General features: G+C 27.0%; 23 protein-coding genes and 1 tRNA gene. 14 read left to right on the top strand and 10 right to left on the bottom strand.

Annotated elements, in window-relative coordinates; translation table 11 throughout:
* Positions 1-15: 15 nt before the first annotated feature.
* Together E6771_RS04220 and E6771_RS04215 are read right to left on the bottom strand one after the other, a co-directional pair.
* Positions 16-1,044 carry an extracellular solute-binding protein gene (locus tag E6771_RS04220; protein ID WP_316089877.1) on the bottom strand — a complete coding sequence of 343 codons (1,029 nt, stop codon included), beginning with the start codon at positions 1,042-1,044 and terminating at the stop codon, positions 16-18.
* Positions 1,045-1,117: 73 nt separating this feature from the next.
* Positions 1,118-2,320, bottom strand: a complete 1,203-nt coding sequence (locus E6771_RS04215) for an AarF/UbiB family protein (RefSeq protein ID WP_316089876.1) — start codon at positions 2,318-2,320, stop codon at positions 1,118-1,120.
* A gap of 178 nt (positions 2,321-2,498) precedes the next feature.
* Between E6771_RS04215 and E6771_RS04210 the strand changes: the two genes are divergently transcribed.
* Both E6771_RS04210 and E6771_RS04205 read left to right on the top strand, forming a co-directional pair.
* A complete protein-coding gene (locus tag E6771_RS04210; RefSeq protein WP_316089874.1) occupies positions 2,499-3,266 on the top strand; it encodes an RNA methyltransferase in 768 nt (255 codons plus the stop codon).
* Positions 3,267-3,788, top strand: coding sequence for an NUDIX hydrolase (locus E6771_RS04205; protein WP_316089873.1), 522 nt, complete (start codon positions 3,267-3,269; stop codon positions 3,786-3,788).
* On the opposite strand, the gene E6771_RS04200 is transcribed toward E6771_RS04205, so the two are convergent.
* Positions 3,785-4,636 (bottom strand): DMT family transporter, encoded by an 852-nt coding sequence (locus E6771_RS04200; protein WP_316089871.1) that lies wholly within the window; start codon positions 4,634-4,636, stop codon positions 3,785-3,787. The two genes, E6771_RS04205 and E6771_RS04200, sit on opposite strands and share 4 nt — an antisense overlap.
* Positions 4,637-4,688: 52 nt before the next feature.
* Here E6771_RS04200 and E6771_RS04195 point away from each other — a divergent pair, with 52 nt between their 5' ends.
* Positions 4,689-5,177 carry a D-Ala-D-Ala carboxypeptidase family metallohydrolase gene (locus E6771_RS04195; protein WP_316089870.1) on the top strand — a complete coding sequence of 163 codons (489 nt, stop codon included), beginning with the start codon at positions 4,689-4,691 and terminating at the stop codon, positions 5,175-5,177.
* An 8-nt stretch (positions 5,178-5,185) separates the two neighbouring features.
* Positions 5,186-6,271, top strand: a complete 1,086-nt coding sequence (gene hydE / locus E6771_RS04190) for a [FeFe] hydrogenase H-cluster radical SAM maturase HydE (RefSeq protein WP_316089869.1) — start codon at positions 5,186-5,188, stop codon at positions 6,269-6,271.
* A 46-nt stretch (positions 6,272-6,317) separates the two neighbouring features.
* Here the strand turns inward: hydE and E6771_RS04185 are convergent, their stop codons facing one another.
* Complete coding sequence (locus E6771_RS04185) at positions 6,318-6,593, bottom strand: HU family DNA-binding protein (RefSeq protein ID WP_096403058.1); 276 nt, start codon at positions 6,591-6,593, stop codon at positions 6,318-6,320.
* Positions 6,594-6,807: 214 nt separating this feature from the next.
* Here E6771_RS04185 and E6771_RS04180 point away from each other — a divergent pair, with 214 nt between their 5' ends.
* The 4 genes from E6771_RS04180 to E6771_RS04165 all read left to right on the top strand — a co-directional run bounded on the left by E6771_RS04180 (position 6,808) and on the right by E6771_RS04165 (position 8,411).
* Positions 6,808-7,605 carry an N-acetylmuramoyl-L-alanine amidase gene (locus E6771_RS04180; RefSeq protein WP_316089867.1) on the top strand — a complete coding sequence of 266 codons (798 nt, stop codon included), beginning with the start codon at positions 6,808-6,810 and terminating at the stop codon, positions 7,603-7,605.
* Positions 7,606-7,813: 208 nt separating this feature from the next.
* Positions 7,814-8,014 carry a cold-shock protein gene (locus E6771_RS04175; RefSeq protein ID WP_005976955.1) on the top strand — a complete coding sequence of 67 codons (201 nt, stop codon included), beginning with the start codon at positions 7,814-7,816 and terminating at the stop codon, positions 8,012-8,014.
* A gap of 81 nt (positions 8,015-8,095) precedes the next feature.
* Complete coding sequence (locus E6771_RS04170; RefSeq protein WP_316089865.1) at positions 8,096-8,266, top strand: hypothetical protein; 171 nt, start codon at positions 8,096-8,098, stop codon at positions 8,264-8,266.
* A 58-nt stretch (positions 8,267-8,324) separates the two neighbouring features.
* A tRNA-Leu gene (locus E6771_RS04165) sits at positions 8,325-8,411 on the top strand.
* Positions 8,412-9,083: 672 nt separating this feature from the next.
* Here the strand turns inward: E6771_RS04165 and E6771_RS04160 are convergent.
* On the bottom strand, positions 9,084-9,668 hold the full coding sequence (locus E6771_RS04160; RefSeq protein WP_316089864.1) for a DUF4240 domain-containing protein: 585 nt from the start codon (positions 9,666-9,668) through the stop codon (positions 9,084-9,086).
* A gap of 671 nt (positions 9,669-10,339) precedes the next feature.
* Here E6771_RS04160 and aqpZ point away from each other — a divergent pair.
* The 4 genes from aqpZ to E6771_RS04140 all read left to right on the top strand — a co-directional run bounded on the left by aqpZ (position 10,340) and on the right by E6771_RS04140 (position 12,799).
* Positions 10,340-11,038, top strand: coding sequence for an aquaporin Z (gene aqpZ / locus E6771_RS04155; RefSeq protein ID WP_316089863.1), 699 nt, complete (start codon positions 10,340-10,342; stop codon positions 11,036-11,038).
* Between the two features lie 292 nt (positions 11,039-11,330).
* Complete coding sequence (locus tag E6771_RS04150; protein ID WP_316089862.1) at positions 11,331-12,122, top strand: prohibitin family protein; 792 nt, start codon at positions 11,331-11,333, stop codon at positions 12,120-12,122.
* A gap of 258 nt (positions 12,123-12,380) precedes the next feature.
* Positions 12,381-12,512, top strand: a complete 132-nt coding sequence (locus E6771_RS04145) for a hypothetical protein (RefSeq protein WP_316089860.1) — start codon at positions 12,381-12,383, stop codon at positions 12,510-12,512.
* Positions 12,513-12,589: 77 nt separating this feature from the next.
* Positions 12,590-12,799: a hypothetical protein gene (locus tag E6771_RS04140; protein ID WP_316089859.1), complete on the top strand. Its 210-nt coding sequence runs from the start codon at positions 12,590-12,592 to the stop codon at positions 12,797-12,799.
* 51 nt (positions 12,800-12,850) lie between these two features.
* Here the strand turns inward: E6771_RS04140 and E6771_RS04135 are convergent, their stop codons facing one another.
* The 4 genes from E6771_RS04135 to E6771_RS04120 form a co-directional block, all read right to left on the bottom strand.
* Entirely contained in the window at positions 12,851-13,231 is a 381-nt protein-coding gene (locus tag E6771_RS04135) for a hypothetical protein (RefSeq protein ID WP_316089857.1), read from the bottom strand.
* Between the two features lie 138 nt (positions 13,232-13,369).
* Positions 13,370-13,966, bottom strand: a complete 597-nt coding sequence (locus E6771_RS04130) for a sigma-70 family RNA polymerase sigma factor (RefSeq protein ID WP_316089856.1) — start codon at positions 13,964-13,966, stop codon at positions 13,370-13,372.
* A gap of 218 nt (positions 13,967-14,184) precedes the next feature.
* On the bottom strand, positions 14,185-15,618 hold the full coding sequence (locus E6771_RS04125; RefSeq protein ID WP_316089854.1) for a Na+/H+ antiporter NhaC family protein: 1,434 nt from the start codon (positions 15,616-15,618) through the stop codon (positions 14,185-14,187).
* A 202-nt stretch (positions 15,619-15,820) separates the two neighbouring features.
* Positions 15,821-16,693 (bottom strand): toxin-antitoxin system YwqK family antitoxin, encoded by an 873-nt coding sequence (locus tag E6771_RS04120; protein WP_316089852.1) that lies wholly within the window; start codon positions 16,691-16,693, stop codon positions 15,821-15,823.
* Between the two features lie 208 nt (positions 16,694-16,901).
* Here E6771_RS04120 and E6771_RS04115 point away from each other — a divergent pair, with 208 nt between their 5' ends.
* Positions 16,902-17,480, top strand: coding sequence for an SAP domain-containing protein (locus E6771_RS04115; RefSeq protein ID WP_316089851.1), 579 nt, complete (start codon positions 16,902-16,904; stop codon positions 17,478-17,480).
* 42 nt (positions 17,481-17,522) lie between these two features.
* On the opposite strand, the gene E6771_RS04110 is transcribed toward E6771_RS04115, so the two are convergent.
* Positions 17,523-17,915, bottom strand: coding sequence for an adhesion protein FadA (locus tag E6771_RS04110; RefSeq protein ID WP_316089850.1), 393 nt, complete (start codon positions 17,913-17,915; stop codon positions 17,523-17,525).
* A 426-nt stretch (positions 17,916-18,341) separates the two neighbouring features.
* Here E6771_RS04110 and nagE point away from each other — a divergent pair, with 426 nt between their 5' ends.
* On the top strand, positions 18,342-19,793 hold the full coding sequence (gene nagE, locus E6771_RS04105; RefSeq protein ID WP_316089849.1) for an N-acetylglucosamine-specific PTS transporter subunit IIBC: 1,452 nt from the start codon (positions 18,342-18,344) through the stop codon (positions 19,791-19,793).
* The last annotated feature ends 173 nt before the right edge of the window (positions 19,794-19,966 follow it).

Genomic DNA, 19,966 nt, shown 5'->3' with positions numbered 1-19,966 from the left:
CTCCAAAGGTATTTGTTAATCAGCAATCAGTATTTCTTGCCAGTATTTATTTTGTAGGTCAAGAGTATCATGAATATCTCTCAACACTTGAGTATTTTTTAAATCTTCTATTTGAAATAGAGGTTCTACCTCCATTAATTCTCTAGCAGGTATGTTAATAGAAGGTGTTTCTAATATATCAGCTAATTGAGCATATATTTCAGGTCTATGAATGAACTCAATAAACTTATAAGCATTTTCTTTATGAGGAGCATTGCTAAGAATAACAAATGAATCTACATATGCAGTTCCACCTTTTTCAGGAATGATGAAATCAACTTTTTTTCTTTCATTTACATCAAGTTCTCTAAAAATATTATCAGGGTATCCTTGAACTACCCAGAAATCTCCATTAGCAAATCCTTTTCCAAAAGATTCAGCATCAAATTTAGCTATATTTTTTTTCCATCCTTTCACCAATTCAGCAGCATCAGCGATATCTTTTTCATTAGATGTAGTTTGATCTTTTCCATTCATAGCAAGAGCTGAGGTCATAACTTCTCTCATATCATCTAAAAGAGTCATTCTTCCTTTAAGATCACTTCTATTATAAATAGAGTAATCTCTTGGATAATCTTTAACATAATCAGTATTAACTGCAATAATAGTAGCTCCCATTACATAAGGAACCTCATAATCATTGTTTTTATCAAAATATTGAAGTTTTTCAAGAACCAAAGGATCTATATTTTTGAATGTAGATAATTTACTTTTATCAAGCTTATCTATCATTTTTTCTTTCATCATAATTTCAGTATAGTCAGCTGATGGAAGTACAATATCATATCCGGTTCCACCTGCTTTTAATTTTGTAAACATTTCTTCATTAGAAGAATAGATATCTTCAATGACTTTTATACCAGTTTCTTTTTCAAATGCCTGATAAGTTTCTTTTGGGATATAATCAGCCCACCCATAAAGATATAATGTATTCTCATCTTTGCTGCTCTTTCCACAAGAAACCAAAGTGAAAACCAGAGTTAGTAGTAATAATATTTTTTTCATTTATCAATCCTCCTAAGTTCGTAGTCTTTTAATATTTTAATATAGAATAAAGATTAAGTCAATTAATTTCATATTATTGATAAAGAGAAATTTCAGTTAGAATTTTTGAAATATCTTCAGCAAAATAAGTTTTTGGTTTGACTTTAAGTGCCATATTTTCTAAGTAAATAAGGGATTTAATAACTGGATATATTTCATTGTTGAAAGTCATTCCATTATTTATTCCAGATTTAAAAGAATACATTATATTTTTTACAATACTGTCTTTTTGAAGATAACTTCCTTTTGAATTTTTAAATATATTGTTGACTTCCACTGATACTAAATTCATTTTTTCTGCTTCAATTTTGATATTAGACATATTATTTAAAATATTAGGTATTTCTGAATAATCATACTTAGAAACAGAAGAAAGAAGTTTAAAGAGATTTAATTTTGTTTCATCATTTATTGAAGAAAGAACATTGCAGTCTTGAAAATATATAGAACCATCACTCCCAAGAATAATATTTCCTAAATGAAGATTATTATGAAATGTACCTATTTTCAAAATGAAGAAAAGCTGTATTTTAATTACTTCTAAAATATCTTTATAGCTAAGTCTTCTATTTTCAAGCATTTGGTAGAAATATGTTCCATATGTATATTTGCTTACTAACATAGTATCTGATGTAAGATAAGCATAGATAGATGGAAATTTTAATCTTCCAAAACCTTTATAATCACTATATTGAACAAGATAATCTTTCAAAAGTTCTGTACTTTTTATTTCATTGTTAAGATTAAGCTTTTGTTCAGTTACTTTTTTTAAATTTTCTATTATTTCAACAGTTTTATATTTTTTATTGAATTTAGGGTAAAACCATGAAAAAAATTTCAATTCTTTTTCTAATGAATTTACTTTTTTGGTAAAACTTTTTTTAGCATTTTCATTAACAGCTTTTATAGTAATTTCTATACCATTTTTTAAACAACCTTTAAAAAGATAATTTATATCTGAATATGAATATGAATCATTATCATAATACTCCATCTGTGATAATAGAGGACTTTTTTTAGGCAAGAGTGTTAAAAGATGCCTGTCTTCTTTTTCTGTATCAGATGTTTGAAATTTAGAAAGATAAATACACTTTTCTATATCTATAACATCAAATCTTGAAGAATATTCTTGAGCAATTCGGATGCCAAGTATACCAAGCTTTGTAATGATATCTGGATTAGGGAATTTTTTAGAATGGAAAGATGAAACTAACCTTATGAAATTTAGTAAAAGCATACTAACTTCCTCCTTAGCATAATACAATATTTGTACAATTAATTATAGCTCATATTTTCTTTAAAGTAAATATTAAGAAGAAAGAGGAGTGTAAATTTCAGTCCTAATTTTTAATAAATTATGATATAATTGCTGTATGAAAATTTAAAAAATAACCAAAAGAATTACAGGAGGAACAGTGGACTATGTTAACAGTCTAGAAAATAATACAATAAAAAAAATAAAAAAACTTAAGATAAAAAAATATAGAGAAGAGGAACAACTCTTCATAGCTGAAGGAAGAAAATTTCTTGATTTTACTTTTGAACCTCAAATAATAGTTTTTAGAGAAAATTATGAAATAACTAAAGAGATAGAGTTAAAGCTTGAAAAATTTCAATGTCGAAAGATAGTTGTTTCTGAGAAAGTATTTACTCAACTCACTTCACAAGAAAATTCACAAGGAGTAATAATTGTATATCCATATATCAAGGGAACAATACAAAAATTACAAAACAATATAATAGTTCTTGATAAAATAGGAGATCCAGGGAATTTGGGAACTATTGTAAGAGTAGCTGATGCAGCTGGATTTAAGGATATATTTCTTACAAAAGGAAGTGTAGATTGTTACAATGAAAAAGTTGTAAGAAGCAGTATGGGCTCTATTCTTAATATGAATATAACATATATGGAAGAGGAAGAACTTATAGCTTTTTTAAAAAAGGAAAATTATAAAATAGAAGTTACAGCATTAGATAAAGATTCAGTTTCCTATACACAAATGAAACTGGCAGAAAAAAATGCTATTGTTTTTGGGAGTGAAGGAGATGGGGTATCCCAGAACTTTCTAAAAATATGTGATGAAAAAATAATTATACCAATTTATGGAATAGCAGAATCTTTAAATGTAGCTATTGCAAGTGGGATAATTTTGTATAAAACTAAGGAGATACTGGGGGAATAAATGGTAGAGAAATATAAACATTTAGAAAGAAGAGAAGTTTTTAAAAATAATCATATAACAGTTTATAGTGAAAAATTACAACTTCCTAATGAAAAAGTTGTAGACTGGACATTTACTGGAAAAAGAGAAGCTGTAGGAATAATAGCCTCATTTGATGATAATACTATTCTTATGGTAAAACAATATAGACCAGCAGTAAAGAAAGTAACAATGGAAATACCAGCAGGATTAGTAGAAGAAGGGGAAGATCCTCAAGAGGCAGCTTTAAGAGAATTAGAAGAAGAAACAGGTTATAAAGCTGGTAAAATAGAAAAAGTATGTGAATTTTATAATAGTCCTGGGGTAACAGATGGTAAATTTTATATTTATTATGCTGAAGAATTAAAAAAAACTCATCAGCACCTTGATGAAGATGAGTTTTTAGAAGTTGAAAGAATAGCTATAAAAGATATTAATATATTAAAACTTTCAGATGCTAAAACTATGCTGGCAGTAAGCTTTATAAATAATAAAAAACTTTAATCTTTTTTCTGGTTATGTCTAAATGTATAATAAGCCATAGCTATGATTAAACCACCACCTAAGAGGCTCAATATATCTGGTATTTCATGGAAGAATATGAATCCAAGCAGAATACCAAAAACAATTGCTGAATAGGTATAAATAGACACTTCAGTAGCTTTTGAATATTTATAAGCATAAGTTACTCCAAATTGCCCTATAGAAGCAAATAATCCTGTGGCCAACAGAAGCAAAAACTGAGTTGATGTAGGCATTATATAATCAGCAAGGACAAAGGGTAAAGTTCCTATTACTGATATAATAGAAAAATAAAATACAATAGTATCAGGATTTTCTTTGTCTTTAAGATATCTGAGAAGTGTATATGCAGTTCCAGAAAAAGCAGCTGATAGCAATCCAGAGATACTTGGAATTATACTTAAAGAAAACTGAGGCTTAATAACCAATAAAGCTCCAACAAAAGTAATAAATATGCCAATAATCTGTTCTTTGTCTATTTTTTCTTTTAAGAAAAGACAGGCCATTATAGTAACAAATATTGGCGACAGCTTTCCAAGCATAGTAGAATCAGCAAGTGTCAGATGGGTTATAGCATAGAAATTAAGGATAACACCAGCAAGGCCAAATACTGATCTGGCAAGGAGAGCTAATTGATTTTTTTTCTGTCCAAAGACAGGAGAAGAGGATTTTTTAATCAAATAAAAGGCTACAACAAGACTTACTAAATTTCTAAAAAATACCTTTTCAAATAAAGGAATATCTTTTAGATATTTTACTGCGACACTCATAAGTGTAAATCCTAGAGCAGATATAAGCATGGAAAATACGGCTTTGGTTTTGTTTGACATAAGTCTAAACATCCTTTCTATAAATAAATTTAAATTTTTAAGGGGGAAGATTTTGAAAAAGTTATCATTCTTTGTAATATTGACAATATTATTTTCAGGATGTATGTTTTCTCGAGCTGAGATTAAGAGAGATGAAAAAATCTCTAAATATTTTACAATGGGAGAGGCAGTTGATAGTGCTCTTGCCAAAAAATATGGGATAGACAATACTCCTTCAAAACAACAGGCAGCAAATATAAGATATACAGCTGTGAGATTAGATAAATTTAGAAAATTGCTGGGAAGACCAATTCAAGTAAGCAGTTGGTATAGAAGCAGCCATGTGAATAAGAGAGTAGGCGGTTCTGATAGCTCTGCTCATCAAAGTGGTCTTGCTGTTGATATAATATTAAAAAAAGGTTCAGCTTACAAAGAGTTTCAAAAAATAATAAAATCTTCATTAAGTTATGATCAATTAATATATTACCCTAAAAGGGGACATTTGCATATAGGTTTTCGAAAAAATATGAAAAAAGAAAGACAGCAAGTAATGATGAGATAGGAGAAAAAATGAGAATAAAAGATATATTAGAGAAAGAAAAATTAACTAGAGATGATCTTGTTAACCTTATGAAAATTTCTGATGCTAAAGACTTGGAATTGCTTTATAAAAAAGCTTATGAAATAAAAACAAAAGATGTAGGAAGAAAGGTATATTATAGAGGACTTATAGAAATAAGCAATATCTGTATAAAAAATTGTAATTATTGTGGAATAAGAAAAGGAAACTGTAAAACTGAAAGATTTTCTATGTCTAAAGATGAGATAATGGAAGGGGTAAAATGGATCTATGAAAATAATTATGGATCTTTAGCACTTCAATCTGGAGAGAGACAAGATAGAGAATTTATTGACTTTGTAGAAGATGTAATAAAAGAAATAAAAAAGCTTTCTAATGGAAGATTAGGAATAACTTTATCTTTAGGTGAACAATCTTATGAAACATATAAAAGATGGTTTGATGCAGGAGCTCATAGGTACTTATTAAGAATAGAAAGTACAAATAAGGAGCTATTTAAAAAACTTCACCCACAGGATGGAAAACATACTTTTGAAATCAGAAAAAAGTGTTTAGAAGCTTTAAGAGAAATAGGATATCAAGTTGGAACAGGGGTTATGATAGGAGTTCCAGGTCAAACAGAAGAAGATTTAGTAGATGATATACTTTTTTATAGAGATATGAAAATAGATATGATAGGAATGGGACCTTATATAATTCATAAAGATACACCATTAGGGCAAGAGTGGAAGGATATTGTACTTCCTAATGAAAAAAGAGTAGAATTAGGACTGAAAATGATAGCTTTAACAAGAATTTTTCTTAAAGATGTAAATATAGCAGCTACCACTGCACTTCAAGGATTGGATTCTCATGGAAGAGAAAAAGGACTTTTAGCAGGAGCAAATATACTTATGCCAACTGCCACATTGGAAGAACATAAAAAAAAGTATCTTCTTTATGATAACAAACCTGGAATAGAAGACAGTATAGAAAAATGCAGAGATGATATGGATATGAAAGTTAAATCTATAGGTGATGAAATAGTTTATGGAGAATGGGGAGATTCACTTCATTTTAAAAGAAAAAAAAGATAAAAAAAGAAGCTGGTTCAATTTTGAGCCAGCTTCTTAAAAATAAAGGTTAGTTCATTTTGTCTACTAAAGTTTTTCCAGCTTTGAATTTTACAGACTTCTTAGCTTCTATTTTAATTTCTTCACCAGTTTTAGGGTTTCTTCCCATTCTTTCAGCTTTTTGAACTACTTCAAATTTTCCCCATCCAATAAAGTTTAATTCTTCACCAGATTTTAGTACTTCTTCAATTTCTGTTAAAATAGCATCAACTTTTCTTTCTGATTCAGCTTTAGAAACAAATATCCCTTTTTCAAATAAAGCTTTTGCAAAATCCTTTTTTGTCATTATAAATTTCCTCCTAAAATAAAACTAAAAAAATGCAAGTTCCTAATTTATATCATATAATCCAGATATTTTCAAATTTTTTTTATAAATTTTTTAAATTTTTCTTTTGATATTTTAAAAAAACATAGTAAAATATAGTCAGTAATGAACAAAAATATAATGTTACAAAAAGAGAGGTAAAGTGATGAAGAAAAAATGTTTGGTGTTATTTCTAATGTCAATGATTTTTTTCTCATGTAGCCATGTTAACTACAAAATAGATGACAAGTCATATCAGGCTAAAGGGAAAGACAATAGAATAAAATATATAGTTTTGCATTATACAGCAACTAATGATGAGGTAGGAATAAGAGCTTTAACTGGACCAAATGTCAGCTCTCATTATTTAATAACTTCAAAAGCAGAAGAACCAACATATGCCTTACTTCCTCATGAAGAGAGAGCGTGGCATGCTGGTGTAAGTGAATTTTGTGGAAGAAATAATATTAATGATACATCAATAGGAATAGAAATCGTAAATATAGGAATAAAAGCCATTCCAGATGCTCCAAAGTATGATGGATTTTTCAGACCATATGATGAGTATGTAGAGTTTGATGATGCACAGATAAAAAAAGTAGCAGCATTATTAAAAATACTTATTGAACAGTATCAAATAAAACCTAAATTTATTATAGGACATTCAGATGTAGCTCCATTAAGAAAAATTGATCCAGGTCCAAAATTTCCATGGGAAAGGCTTTATAGAGAATACAATATTGGAGCTTGGTATGAAGAAAATGATAAAATTTTCTTTATGAATGAGGCTTTATTTAATGTCACACCAATCTCTGAAATAAAGTCAGAACTTAGAAAATATGGTTATAAAATTAATACTACTAATGAATGGGATGAAGAAAGTAAAAGAGTAGTATATAATTTTAAAGCACATTTTAATCCAAAAATGTTAAGTGAAGAGATGGATTTAGAGAGTTTTGCTATTTTAAAAGCTTTAAATAAAAAATATAAATAAGTGAGTTAATAATTGTATGAAAGTAGATAAATAGGGAACTTTTTTAAAAAAATTTGCTTGTATAAAATGCTAATTAGTGGTAGAATAGAGCCGTAGTAAAACCTTAATTTATAAATTAAACACTAAGTTTTTAACACTTTTCAAAAATTTTAGGGTTTGTTTGTTCTTAATGGTTTTAATTTTCTTAAAATTTTTGGAGGTGCTTTAAATGCTAAAAGGAACTGTAAAATGGTTTAACAAAGACAAAGGGTTTGGATTTATTTCTGGTGAGGATGGAAACGATTATTTCGTGCACTACTCAAACATCAATTCAAAAGGATTTAGATCATTAGAAGAAGGACAAGCTGTAACTTTTGAAGTTACTGAAGGAAACAAAGGTCCAGTTGCTTCTAATGTAACTGTAGCATAGTTTAAATTTGCTGAAAAAATTTGTGGGGTACCAGCAGGTGCCCTATTTTTTCTTAGTGGAAATGATTAATGGAGGAATAAAATGAAAAAAAAATCTAATAAAAAAGAAAAAAAATCTCATACTTTCATCATTAATACAGCTGTAAAGATATTTTTGTTTCCACTTTTTATTTTTGGCATTTTATTGAGAGAATATGATAGAATATTTAAAAAAAAGAAAATTAAAAAAAGAACAGAAGGATTATGGTATTAAAGATATTAAGAAGTTCTTTACAAAATAATAGATTTGTGATAAAATAAAATCCTTGTGTGCACAGGTGGCGGAATGGTAGACGCGTAAGGTTGAGGTCCTTATTGGTAGTTTTCCAGTGAGAGTTCAAGTCTCTTCCTGTGCACCATGTTTACTTACATTTAAAAAATAATAAATATTATACAAATAAAAAACTAGTTGAGTTATCTACTAGTTTTTTTATTTATGTATTATTTTCATTTCAATAAATAATACTTTTATGGAAAACTACAAGTATAATTTTTAAAAGGATTATTAAAAATATTTATTTTAAATTATATAGTTCTTAAAATAAAGCTATAAAGAAGATTAAAGATAAAAATAAAAAATATGAATAGGTCAATAAAAAGGGAATATAGAAAAAAGTTAGAAAAGTGTAATTAAAATAGAATTTTGTAAAAATATGGAATTATGTCTGTGTTTATTATTTCTTAAGGAGGGAAAATGAGAACAATAGTAATAACAGGGATTGTAGTGTTCATAATGTGTGTAGCAGCAAATAAAATAATAATTAAAATTTTTGATGAGGAATGGAATAAGTGGGGGTGGTAAAAATATTTGTGATATATGAAAATATCTCTCACAAGATATTTTGTTATATAGTTAAGAAAACCTTTCAAATTTAAAAAGTTTTCTTTCAGTATTAAATTTTAAAAAATAATTTATTTAATTATAAAAAATGAACTCTTTTTATTGGACAATATCCAATTTTAGAGTTCATTTTAATATATCCTTCCATTTTTTACAATTATAAATTAGAAATACTTTTAATTACAAAAGTTTAAAATTCATATAGATTTTTCCAGTCAAAATTTTCTGAATCAGCTCTTTTAATAAGATTGGGGAGAATGTTAGGAATATCTTCCATTCCATCTTCAAAACATTCATAATTGCCATATTTATCATTATTTTTATACTGAATATCTGGAGCTATTATTTCAAGGCATTTAATCTGTATAGAATGAACTTTTTCAATATCCATATCTTCTCCTATCATTTCAAAAGTAACACTCATAAGCATTTCAAATTCAGCATTTCCAAAAGGAATATATGGTAAGTTTGCTAATGAATCAGGATTAGTTAGAGCTTCAAGAAGAACTTTTTCTCCCTGAGATATAAGCCATAGTGCAAAATATAAGCCAGTGTCATCACTCACATAACCATTAATTACTTTACAGGCCATATCTATCCAAATGCATTCATTTACAGATTCCATATATGCCCCAAGATATCCACCAAAATAATATATTTCTTCCGCATTACAACCACTTAAATATTCCTGTGCAGATTGAAGAAATACTTCATTATCTCCATCACTTTTGTTTCTGAATATTTCCATTAGTTCCCAAAATTCCATTTTAGTCATAATCTTTCCTCCAATAAGATTTTATAGGTTCTACTATTAGTATATAGTAAAAATTATTTAAAAGCAATTTAAAGGAATTATAAAAATGATATATTAAAATCTCAAATAATTAATGAATGATGTTAGAATATATTAAAAATATGTAGTAAATAAAAGATAGATATAAAATTATAAGATAGTAAGCAATAAACAAAAATAATAAAAAAATGTGAAAAATAAAGATCATTTATATAAAATAGGATGAAAAATTGTAAAAAATTTTAATTAATATTAAATATGGAAAGATAAGATTTTTTTAGTGTAATTTCTTCTTGTTTAAAACTTAAATATTGTATAAGTATAAAATATTTAAGCTAAAAAAAGATATAAACTTGATTTATTATATTAAAATAAAATTTTATTTAATAAAAAGACAATGAAGTAATTTTATTTAAAAAGAGAGTGGTTATTCATTATAAATCTAAACATGAAAAGATATCAAAAGAAAGATTTGTATTATTTGATATATCTAAAAAAATATTTTTTACCTTGACTTATATACTATATGTGATATATATTGTTATGTGTAAATAGAGTAAAATATTTTTTGAAAAATATAGATAAAAAATATTTTTTGTATTAAGGTTTGTTTTGTTAGAATAATAAAAATATAAAAATTTTATGGAGGAAAAATGTACAAGAAGTTAGTAGCAGAATTTATAGGGACATTTTGGCTTGTCTTAGGGGGATGTGGAAGTGCAGTTATAGCAGCAGCTTTTCCAGTAGTAGGAATAGGATTTACAGGAGTAGCATTAGCTTTTGGGCTTACTGTGTTAACAATGGCATATGCAATAGGTCATATTTCAGGTTGTCATTTAAATCCAGCAGTTTCTATAGGACTATGTGTAGCAGGGCGTTTTAAAAAAGAAGAATTAGTTCCATATGTTATCAGCCAAGTTTTAGGAGGAATAGCAGGAGCAGGAATATTATATTTAATAACAACTGGAAGAGCAGATTTTGTTATAGGAGGGTTTGCAAGTAATGGATATGGAGTATTATCACCAGGTGGATATTCAATGATTGCAGCATTAATAACAGAGATAGTAATGACAATGATGTTTTTACTTATTATAATTGGTTCTACAGATGAAAAAGCTCCTAATGGATTTGCTCCAATAGCAATAGGTTTGGGATTAACGCTTATTCATCTGATAAGTATACCTGTAACAAATACTTCTGTAAATCCAGCAAGAAGTACAGCAATGGCTATATTTGCAGAAACACCTGCTTTATCACAGTTATGGTTATTTTGGGTAGCTCCTATTATTGGTGCAATTTTTGCTGGAATAATATATAATAGTATTTTTGCAAATAAAGCAATTTCAAAATAAGAAGTTTTCTTTTAATATTTAAGTATAAAATTATTAAAAAAAATTTAAAAAGATAAATAAATTATAAAGAAGTAAATATATGTTATATAAAATAAAAAACTAGCTAATTTTTTAACTAGTTTTTTTATTTTATAAAGTAAAATATATATTCATTTTAAAATTAAATTTTTTACTGCTGTCTTGGATAATATTGCATAAAATATAAAAAAGGGTTTATTGGATTCTTTTTTATTTTTCTGTTATAATATCTTAAGAATGTATTTAATTATTATATAAAAAGGGGAGAGAATTAATGAAAAAACAGATTATATTTGGTGGTCTTGGGTTTGGAGTCATAGTAGTATTTTTTCTTGTATTTACATCATTTTATACAGTAAAAACTGGAGAAGTAGCTATTATCTCAAGTTGGGGAAAAATTACAAGAATAGATAAAGAAGGATTAAATTTTAAAATACCTGTTGTTCAAACAAAAGAAATGTTAACAACAAGAGATAAAATATACAGTTTTGATAATATGTCTGTAAGTACTAAAGATATGCAGTCAATTATTCTTGATCTTACAGTTCAAAGTGCTGTCTCTGATCCAGAAAATCTTTATAGATCATTCAGAGGGTTGCATGAAGCAAGTTTTATTATTCCAAGAACAAAAGAAGTGGTTCAGGCTTCAATTAGTAAGTATACTATAGAGGAATTTGTTTCAAAAAGACAGGAATTAAGTAAAATGATATATGAAGATTTAAAGGATGATTTTCAAGCTTATGGATTATCTGTATCAAATGTTTCTATAACAAATCATGATTTTTCAATAGAATATGAAAGAGCTATAGAAGCTAAAAAAGTTGCTGAACAAGAAGTAGAAAGAACAAGATTTGAACAGGAAAAATTTAGAGTAGAAGCAGAAAATCAAGTATTATTGGCTGAATATAAATTAAAAGAAAAAGAACTTCAGGCAAAAGCTAATCAGGTAGAGGCAGAATCATTATCACCAATGTTATTAAAGAAATTAACTATTGAAAAATGGAATGGAAAACTTCCACAAGTGAGTGGAGGAAACAGCTCTCCAATAATAAAATTAGATGATTAATATAAAAGACTAAATGGAAATGTATTGCACCCAAAATCTTAGATAATTAAGATAGAGGGTGTAGTTTTTTATATTAATTTCTCATTACATAAAATTAAAGGAAAAAGAAGAAAATAATAATGAAAACAATAGAAAAAAATAAATATTATGATATAATAAAATGTCTGCTGAAGATTATAAGAAAAGTGATAAAATATATTATCTTTAAAATAATAAAGTATATTTTTCTATTTAAAAAGATAGGGGGAAAGGAGAAATATGCCAAAATTGGTTTTAGGTATAATAGTAATACTATGCAGTTATATTGGTTATAAAAGTAAAAAAGTACATATACAGTTAATTTCTCTTTTTCTTATTATTCTAGCAATAATTTACAGGATTTATAAATAGTAGGGGATAAATTCTTTTTATTGAAAGTGGAGGAATGCTAATAACTAAATTAATGGAATATCTTTGGGGGGAAGCTTATGAAATGTGAAAAATGTAACAATTCAGTTAAAAGAACCTTAGCTGATAACTGTGTCAGCAGGTTAAAATTTTATAAAACAGTTGCATATTATTGTGATCATTGTGATAAAATATATATTTTAGAAAAGTATAAAGATATTATAGATAAAAATAAATATGATGGTGAACTGAAATGGCTGAGAGAACAGAATCCATATTTGAATAAGTAGTAAAATATTGCAACAAAATAAAGAAACAGGAAGGTTGCCTTCCATGTTTCTTTATTTTGTTAAATCTTCTTTAATGGAATAAAGAAGACCTAAAAGTCTTTTTTCTTCTGAGTCAGCTATTTCTTTTTGAGAAGCTTGGATATAGAAAGCACCCATTTCACTATTTGTTATATAAGAAGCATGAGATTTTAGATAATTTTCCATTTCTTCAAATGACATTGTAGTAAGTGTTTTAGCAGTAATCTCTTCTCTTCCTTCCAGAACAATTTTATCATTTGTTAATAAATATGCTTTTTCAACAGTGGATAAACATTTACTATGTTTATATGCAATAAATCCACCAAACATATTTTCAATTTCAGTAAAAAATTTAAAATTTCCTATCCACATTCTTTTTACTACCCCAGAAACTTCTTTTATTGATTCGCTCATAGGCCCCCCATTTTATATTTTTGATTATTTTATTATACACTGATTTTGTAAATAAATCAAAAAAGTATAAATTTTTTCTGTTTTTATTTTATTTATAAAAAACCAGGAGAAAGATAACTCTGCCTGGTTTTAAATGTATTATATAGCTTCATATTCGTCAGTAAATGTTTTAAGCTTCTTTTTTATCCTTTGGATAGCATTGTCTATTGACTTAGGATCTCTTCCTATTTTAGCTGCAATTTCTACATATGACAATTCAATAAGCATATAATCAAAGATTTCATTCTCCATTTTACTTAAATGCGTTTTTAGATATTTTTTTAAAGCATTAAATTTATCTTTGCTTAAGTATATTTCCTCTGGATTATAAAAATTAAATGATTTATTAGAATATGCAGGAACAGCATTATATTCATAAGAAACTTCATTATTATTTACAGCCATATTTAAAATTTTATATTTGCCGCTATTAGAACTTTTTATAGCAGTGATTAGCTGCCTTTTTATACATAAAATAGCAAAAGTTTTAAAGGAAGCTTGTCTTCCTACTTCATAACCATTTATAGCTTTTAAAAGTCCTATCATAGCTTCTTGAAGTACATCCTCCTTATCTCCACCATAAAAGAAATATTTTTTAGTTTTTAGAAGCATTATTCCTTGAAATAATTTAAAAATTTTTTCTATAGCTTCCTCACTACCTGCTTTGGCTTTTTTAATTAGATGTAAGCTTACCATAAAGACCACCTCCATAAATTTAAAGGTAAATCTCCCCAAGTTATATAATAAAACAATATGAAAAAGAATTCTCTTAATATATTATATTATAAAATAACAAAAAAAGCAAATTTTTAGACAAAATAAAAATTTTAAATGTATACAATATAAAATAAATGATGTTGTAAAATAAAAAGTGAAATTCTGATACTATTCTTTAAAAAACAAATTTTCATTATTTAATGATTAAAAAGATAACCAAAAATAATAAAAAGAATAATAGATATTATTCCATTTAAAATAGCATAAGGAACCTGTGTTTTGATATGATCTATATGATCAGCACCAGCTACCATAGAAGAAAGTACAGATATATCAGAAACAGGAGAACAGCTTCCTCCCATAAGAGCACCAGAAATAACAGAGGATACAGTGAGTATCATATAGCTTCCTGTAATGGAAGACATTTGAAGTCCAACTGGCATCATTAATGCAAAAGTACCCCATGAAGTTCCAGTAGAAAAAGATATAACAGCAGAAATAACAAAAATAACAGTAGGCTCAAATATTTTATCAATTCTTCCATTAATAACATAAGCAAAATATTTTCCTATATTAAGCTGTGAAGCTACTTCACCAATGGTAAAACTCATAGCAAGAAGTATAATAACAGGAACCATGTTTTCAGCTCCTTTATAAAAATAAGCCATGTATTCTTTACCACTCATTATTTTTTTTATAACTATATAATAAAAAGCAGTACATACAAGTGCTGCTGAAACAGCCCAATATACTGAAATAGAACCTGATCCTTGAAGCATATTACCATTTCCAGTTATGAAAAGTCCAACAGGCATCATTAAAATAATAACTAAAAGAGGTAAGAGCATATTCATAAAATCAGGCTTCATACTTTTTCTCATTAGATTTTGGCTTCCACTTGTATCAATAAGAGGTGTTCCTTCATCTCTTACAAGTGTACCCATGATTTTAGCTCTATTAGAAGCTTTTCTCATAGGTCCCCAGTGTTTGCCAATAAATATATAAAAAAGAAGTGTTAATAAGGTAACTAATGGATAAAAATTAAAAGGAATACTTTTTATTAATATTTCAGAAGGATTTCCGCTAATAGTTCCAGCAGCAACTTGTACTCCAATTATACCAATAAGTGTGGCTCCCCATCCATTAAAGGGAAATATTCCACATATTGCTGTGCATACAGAGGCACTTTCATAAGAAAGTTCTTCACTGGAAATTCTATATTTTTCAGAAAAAGCTTTTGCAATAGTTCCAGAAACAAGGATATTAATGGAAGATTCAAAAAATAAAGCTATTCCTATTATATATGATAAAAAAAGAGCATGCTTTTTATTTTTAACAACAGAAGTTTTTTCTGTGAGGGAATAAACTATTCCAGTAACCCCCCCAGAGGCTTGCAAAAGAATAACAAGAGCTCCAGCAAGGAGAGAAAATGCAATTACTTCAGCATTACCCTTTACCTGTGTCATTATATCAGTCATACTTTTAATGAAAGCCACAAATATATTTCCATTAGTCAGTATTATATTTCCTAATATGATTCCAGCAAAAAGAGAAACCAAAGTTTCGCGAGTAATTATTGTAAGAACTGCTGCAACTATAACAGGCAGAACATTTATAAAACTATGATCCATATTCTTCCTCCTAAAAAATCTGTTATTAATTCAATAGTACATGATTTTTTTAAAATATACAAACAAATCATTTATATTGAAAGAAGTAATATATTGTATATAAATTGCAAAAAATATATAAGATGTATAATTAAAATAAAATTATAGAATAGTTCATAAAAAAACAGTTGAATAGACTAATTCAACTGCTAGGATTAAATATTTATTTAATAATTTTTTCTACCTTTCCTTTTTTAAATATAGCTTCATTAGTGATTTCACCATCTTTGGAATATTTTCTGAATAAACCATCAAACTGATTATCAACAAAACTGTATTCTCCTTCTAACTGGCCATTATCATAGTAAATTTTAGAAACTCCATTAATTTTATCTTCAACAAAATTAACAATATTTTTTACTTGTCCATTTTCATAATAAATTTTTGATTCACCATGAGCTTGTCCATTTTTATAATAGTATTCACTCTCCAGTTTTCCACTTTCATAGTATACTTTTACAAGACCATGATATTTTCCATCAAGATAATTATTTTCCTCTTTTAAAATACCATTTTCAAAATATACTTTTCCTTCACCCTGCAGTACATCATCAACATAGTTTTCTAGATATTGTAATTGCCCATTAGGATAATAATATTCAACAGGTCCATTTTTTTTATCAGCTTTAAAGTTTATTATATTTCTTAATTTTCCATCTTCATAATATATTTTACAAATACCTTCAATTTTATTGTTTGTATAAGAAGATTCATTTTCTAACTGGCCATTATCAAAATATATTTTGACATCACCATTTAAACTGCCATCTTTAAATATTCCTTCAAAAGCTAGTTGCCCATTAGGAAAATATTCTTTTATGGTACCTTCATACTTACCATTTTTAAAATTTTCTTCAGATTTTAATTTTCCATCTTCATACTTGGCAGTAATTTTTCCAGTAAAAGGTTTATTCTCATTAATGATATAGATTATTCCATTTCTTTCCTCTTTCTTAGAAATATCAATATCTCTTTTTCCAATATTACAACTAATCATTAAAATAAAAAGAGAAAAAATTATAAGAATTTTTTTCATAAATAAGTCTCCTTTGCTTTTTCTTTTTATTATATCATAAGAAAGTAAGTTAAATTGAGAATTAAAAAAATGAAAGAAATATTTTATAGAATTATAGAAGTATTTTTGATTTATAAAAAGAGAAAAAATTTTTATGATTTGATTTTAAAGTATAAATAGTATATTATAGAAGGGAAGAATATTCATAAAGCATGAGGGGAGGGGTTTTGTGGAGAATTTTAATATGGTACTTTTATTAAAGTTGATAAATGAAATGGAGTATGATACAGAGGCTTCAAAATTATTGTTGAGTAAATATGAGATTGATGAAAAAAAGTATTTAAAAATAGGCTTAAAAGAGGACTATATAAAAATATATGATATTCAGCAGGGAACAGTAAAACAACTAAAAGAAATATTAAAGAGTGCTGGATTAGTGCAGACAGGAAATAAAGAAGCATTAATACAAAGAGTTATTGATAATATATCTGAAAAAGAATTAAAGAAATATTTTGGAAATGACAAATATAAGTTGACTCCATTAGGAAGAAAATTTTTGAAAGATAATATTGAAGAATTGGAAGAAATATTGTCTGAAAATGGGGAAAAGAAAAAAGAAGAATCTAAAGAAGAAATTATAAAAGATACAAGAATTGAAGAAAATATAAATAGAAATATAGAAAAAGAAAAAATAATGGAAAAAGATAAAGTAAAAGTGTTAGAACATAAAGATAAATTTGCAAAAAATTATTTAGTAACAGGAATTATTATTATTTTAGTAGTAGTATGTATAAACATTTTTTTATAAGAGGTTCTCTCTGCTTAAAAGCAGGGAAAACCTCTTATTTTATTATTTATTTATTTCTTTTTCCAACTGAATCTGTTTAAAATTATCTATTATAGTTTGCTGGTCATTCATAGATTTTTCTAAATCTTTCAATATAGTTTGATACTTACTTAAAAGTTGATTGTAGTCATCTTTATAAAAAACATATTTTTCCATCTGTTGTAGTTCATTAAGACTTTCAGTTACACTTTTATAGATATTTTTTTGTCCCATAAGGGTATTGTCTGCTGTTGCAGCTATTTGTTTTTCTTGAACATATCTCTGATCTTCTTTCTTTAAAAGAAGTTGATATTCTTTTTCCAAAGACTTCATTTGGTCTTCAAAATCTGTTACAGAAGCTGAAAAAGTAGAAATAGTTACAAGCATAGCTCCAATTAATGTTATAGTTTTTTTCATATTACCTCCTCATATAATGTAAATATAAAATTTTTCATTTATTATTTTAAATTTATTTAAGTATTCTAAACTTTTAATAGCTTGTCTGAAATTATAATGCCTCTATATAATATATTATTCTATAAAATCGATTTCCTTTATTATTTTGAAAAAAAAATTCATAATTATTTAAAGGAAGAAAGAAAAAATTACAGTACAATATAATAACTAAACAGAATCAAATAACAAAAGAATGATATTAAATATAGGAAACTAAATGTATTTTATTTAATATAATTATAACTGAAAGGGAACATTTGTTTTTTAAAAATCTAGTAGAAATAATTTTTTTATTATGATATAATGAAATCAAATGAATTATAAATTCTTAATAAAAGAAAAATAACTAAAAAAAAATTTAAAAAATAATTATAAGGAGGGAAAGTTATGTTTAGTTATCTACAAAAAATAGGTAAAGCACTCATGGTGCCAGTTGCTGTTTTACCTGCAGCGGCAATATTGTTAGGTTTAGGATATTGGATTGACCCTGTAGGATGGGGGGGAGAAAGTGTACTAGCAGCTTTCTTTATTAAATCAGGAGGGGCAATAATTGATAATATGCCTATTCTATTTGCTATCGGTGTAGCTTTTGGTATGTCTAAGGATAAAAATGGATCAGCTGCTCTTGCTGGATTGGTTTCTTTCTTAGTTGTGACTACTTTATTATCTCCAGGTGCAGTAGGAATGATTAAAGGAATTCCTGCAAATGAAGTACCTGCTGGATTTTCTAAAATAAACAATCAATTTACTGGTATTCTTTGTGGGGTTATATCTTCAGCACTTTATAATAAATTTAGTGAGGTAGAACTGCCTAAATTCCTATCTTTCTTTAGTGGAAAAAGACTTGTTCCAATTATTTCATCATTTGTTATGATGTTGGTTTCTTTCATACTTATGTATATTTGGCCAGCAGTTTATTCTGGACTTGTATCATTTGGAGAAGGAATCAGTAAATTAGGACCAGTTGGAGCTGGAATCTATGGATTCTTCAACAGATTACTAATACCTGTTGGATTACATCATGCATTAAATTCAGTATTCTGGTTTGATGTTGCTGGAATAAATGATATTCCAAACTTCTTAGGTGGAGCAAAATCAATAGCTGAGGGAACTGCTGTAATAGGGAAAACTGGAATGTATCAAGCTGGATTCTTCCCAATCATGATGTTTGGATTACTAGGAGCCTGCCTTGCATTTGTTAGAACTGCAAAACCTCAAAATAGAACAAAAATATCTTCTATTATGTTAGCTGCTGGATTTGCAAGTTTCTTTACTGGAGTTACAGAACCAATTGAATTTGCATTTATGTTTGTTGCTCCTGGATTATATTTATTACATGCATTATTAACTGGAATATCAGTATTCATTGCAGCTTCTATGCACTGGATGGCTGGATTTGGATTCTCAGCTGGGTTCATTGACTTAGTTCTTTCAACAAGAAATCCACTTGCTCAAGGTTGGTATATGCTTATAATACAAGGACTTGTATTCTTTGTAATCTATTATGTAGTATTTAAATTTGCTATTGAAAAATTCAATCTTAAAACTCCTGGTAGAGAAGAAGATGATATTGTTGAAACAGTAGAAACAATAAAAATAACTTCTAATACTGAACTAGCTAATGCTCTATTACCTCTTCTAGGTGGAAAAGCTAATATTGTTAATATTGATAACTGCACTACTAGATTAAGACTTGATGTAGTAGACAGCTCTGCAATAAAAGAAGCAGAAATTAAAAAACTTGTTCCTGGGGTATTAAAACCAAGTAAAACAGCTGTTCAAGTAATAGTTGGACCAGAAGTTGAATTCGTTGCAACAGAATTAAAAAAATTAGTATAATAAAAAAATTAGAAATAAATAAAAGATAAGGCTGTTGTAAATTAGTAATTTATTTTACTGATTTATAACAGCCTCTTTTTTTATTTCTTAGGAAATTATAATTTGATAAATTTGTTGAAAAAATAAAAAATATTAATTATTTTGGATTCATATTAGATATATTAATCGAATAA

Origin of the sequence: Fusobacterium sp. (assembly GCF_032477075.1) — a bacterium.
Taxonomy (GTDB): Bacteria; Fusobacteriota; Fusobacteriia; order Fusobacteriales; family Fusobacteriaceae; genus Fusobacterium_A.
Note: the sequence above shows the minus strand (reverse complement) of the source record. Positions and strands in the feature narration are given on the sequence as shown.

Excerpts from the sequence above, each read along its gene's own strand:
- E6771_RS04150 (WP_316089862.1), top strand. The coding sequence starts at position 11,331 with ATGAAAAAACAGATTATATTTGGTGGTCTTGGGTTTGGAGTCATAGTA.
- E6771_RS04135 (WP_316089857.1), bottom strand. The coding sequence starts at position 13,231 with ATGAGCGAATCAATAAAAGAAGTTTCTGGGGTAGTAAAAAGAATGTGG.
- E6771_RS04200 (WP_316089871.1), bottom strand. The coding sequence starts at position 4,636 with ATGTCAAACAAAACCAAAGCCGTATTTTCCATGCTTATATCTGCTCTA.
- E6771_RS04205 (WP_316089873.1), top strand. The coding sequence starts at position 3,267 with ATGGTAGAGAAATATAAACATTTAGAAAGAAGAGAAGTTTTTAAAAAT.
- E6771_RS04180 (WP_316089867.1), top strand. The coding sequence starts at position 6,808 with ATGTCAATGATTTTTTTCTCATGTAGCCATGTTAACTACAAAATAGAT.
- hydE (WP_316089869.1), top strand. The coding sequence starts at position 5,186 with ATGAGAATAAAAGATATATTAGAGAAAGAAAAATTAACTAGAGATGAT.
- E6771_RS04185 (WP_096403058.1), bottom strand. The coding sequence starts at position 6,593 with ATGACAAAAAAGGATTTTGCAAAAGCTTTATTTGAAAAAGGGATATTT.
- E6771_RS04160 (WP_316089864.1), bottom strand. The coding sequence starts at position 9,668 with ATGACTAAAATGGAATTTTGGGAACTAATGGAAATATTCAGAAACAAA.
- nagE (WP_316089849.1), top strand. The coding sequence starts at position 18,342 with ATGTTTAGTTATCTACAAAAAATAGGTAAAGCACTCATGGTGCCAGTT.
- E6771_RS04110 (WP_316089850.1), bottom strand. The coding sequence starts at position 17,915 with ATGAAAAAAACTATAACATTAATTGGAGCTATGCTTGTAACTATTTCT.
- E6771_RS04220 (WP_316089877.1), bottom strand. The coding sequence starts at position 1,044 with ATGAAAAAAATATTATTACTACTAACTCTGGTTTTCACTTTGGTTTCT.
- E6771_RS04140 (WP_316089859.1), top strand. The coding sequence starts at position 12,590 with ATGAAATGTGAAAAATGTAACAATTCAGTTAAAAGAACCTTAGCTGAT.
- E6771_RS04120 (WP_316089852.1), bottom strand. The coding sequence starts at position 16,693 with ATGAAAAAAATTCTTATAATTTTTTCTCTTTTTATTTTAATGATTAGT.
- E6771_RS04175 (WP_005976955.1), top strand. The coding sequence starts at position 7,814 with ATGCTAAAAGGAACTGTAAAATGGTTTAACAAAGACAAAGGGTTTGGA.
- E6771_RS04130 (WP_316089856.1), bottom strand. The coding sequence starts at position 13,966 with ATGGTAAGCTTACATCTAATTAAAAAAGCCAAAGCAGGTAGTGAGGAA.
- E6771_RS04215 (WP_316089876.1), bottom strand. The coding sequence starts at position 2,320 with ATGCTTTTACTAAATTTCATAAGGTTAGTTTCATCTTTCCATTCTAAA.
- E6771_RS04145 (WP_316089860.1), top strand. The coding sequence starts at position 12,381 with ATGCCAAAATTGGTTTTAGGTATAATAGTAATACTATGCAGTTATATT.
- E6771_RS04170 (WP_316089865.1), top strand. The coding sequence starts at position 8,096 with ATGAAAAAAAAATCTAATAAAAAAGAAAAAAAATCTCATACTTTCATC.
- E6771_RS04125 (WP_316089854.1), bottom strand. The coding sequence starts at position 15,618 with ATGGATCATAGTTTTATAAATGTTCTGCCTGTTATAGTTGCAGCAGTT.
- aqpZ (WP_316089863.1), top strand. The coding sequence starts at position 10,340 with ATGTACAAGAAGTTAGTAGCAGAATTTATAGGGACATTTTGGCTTGTC.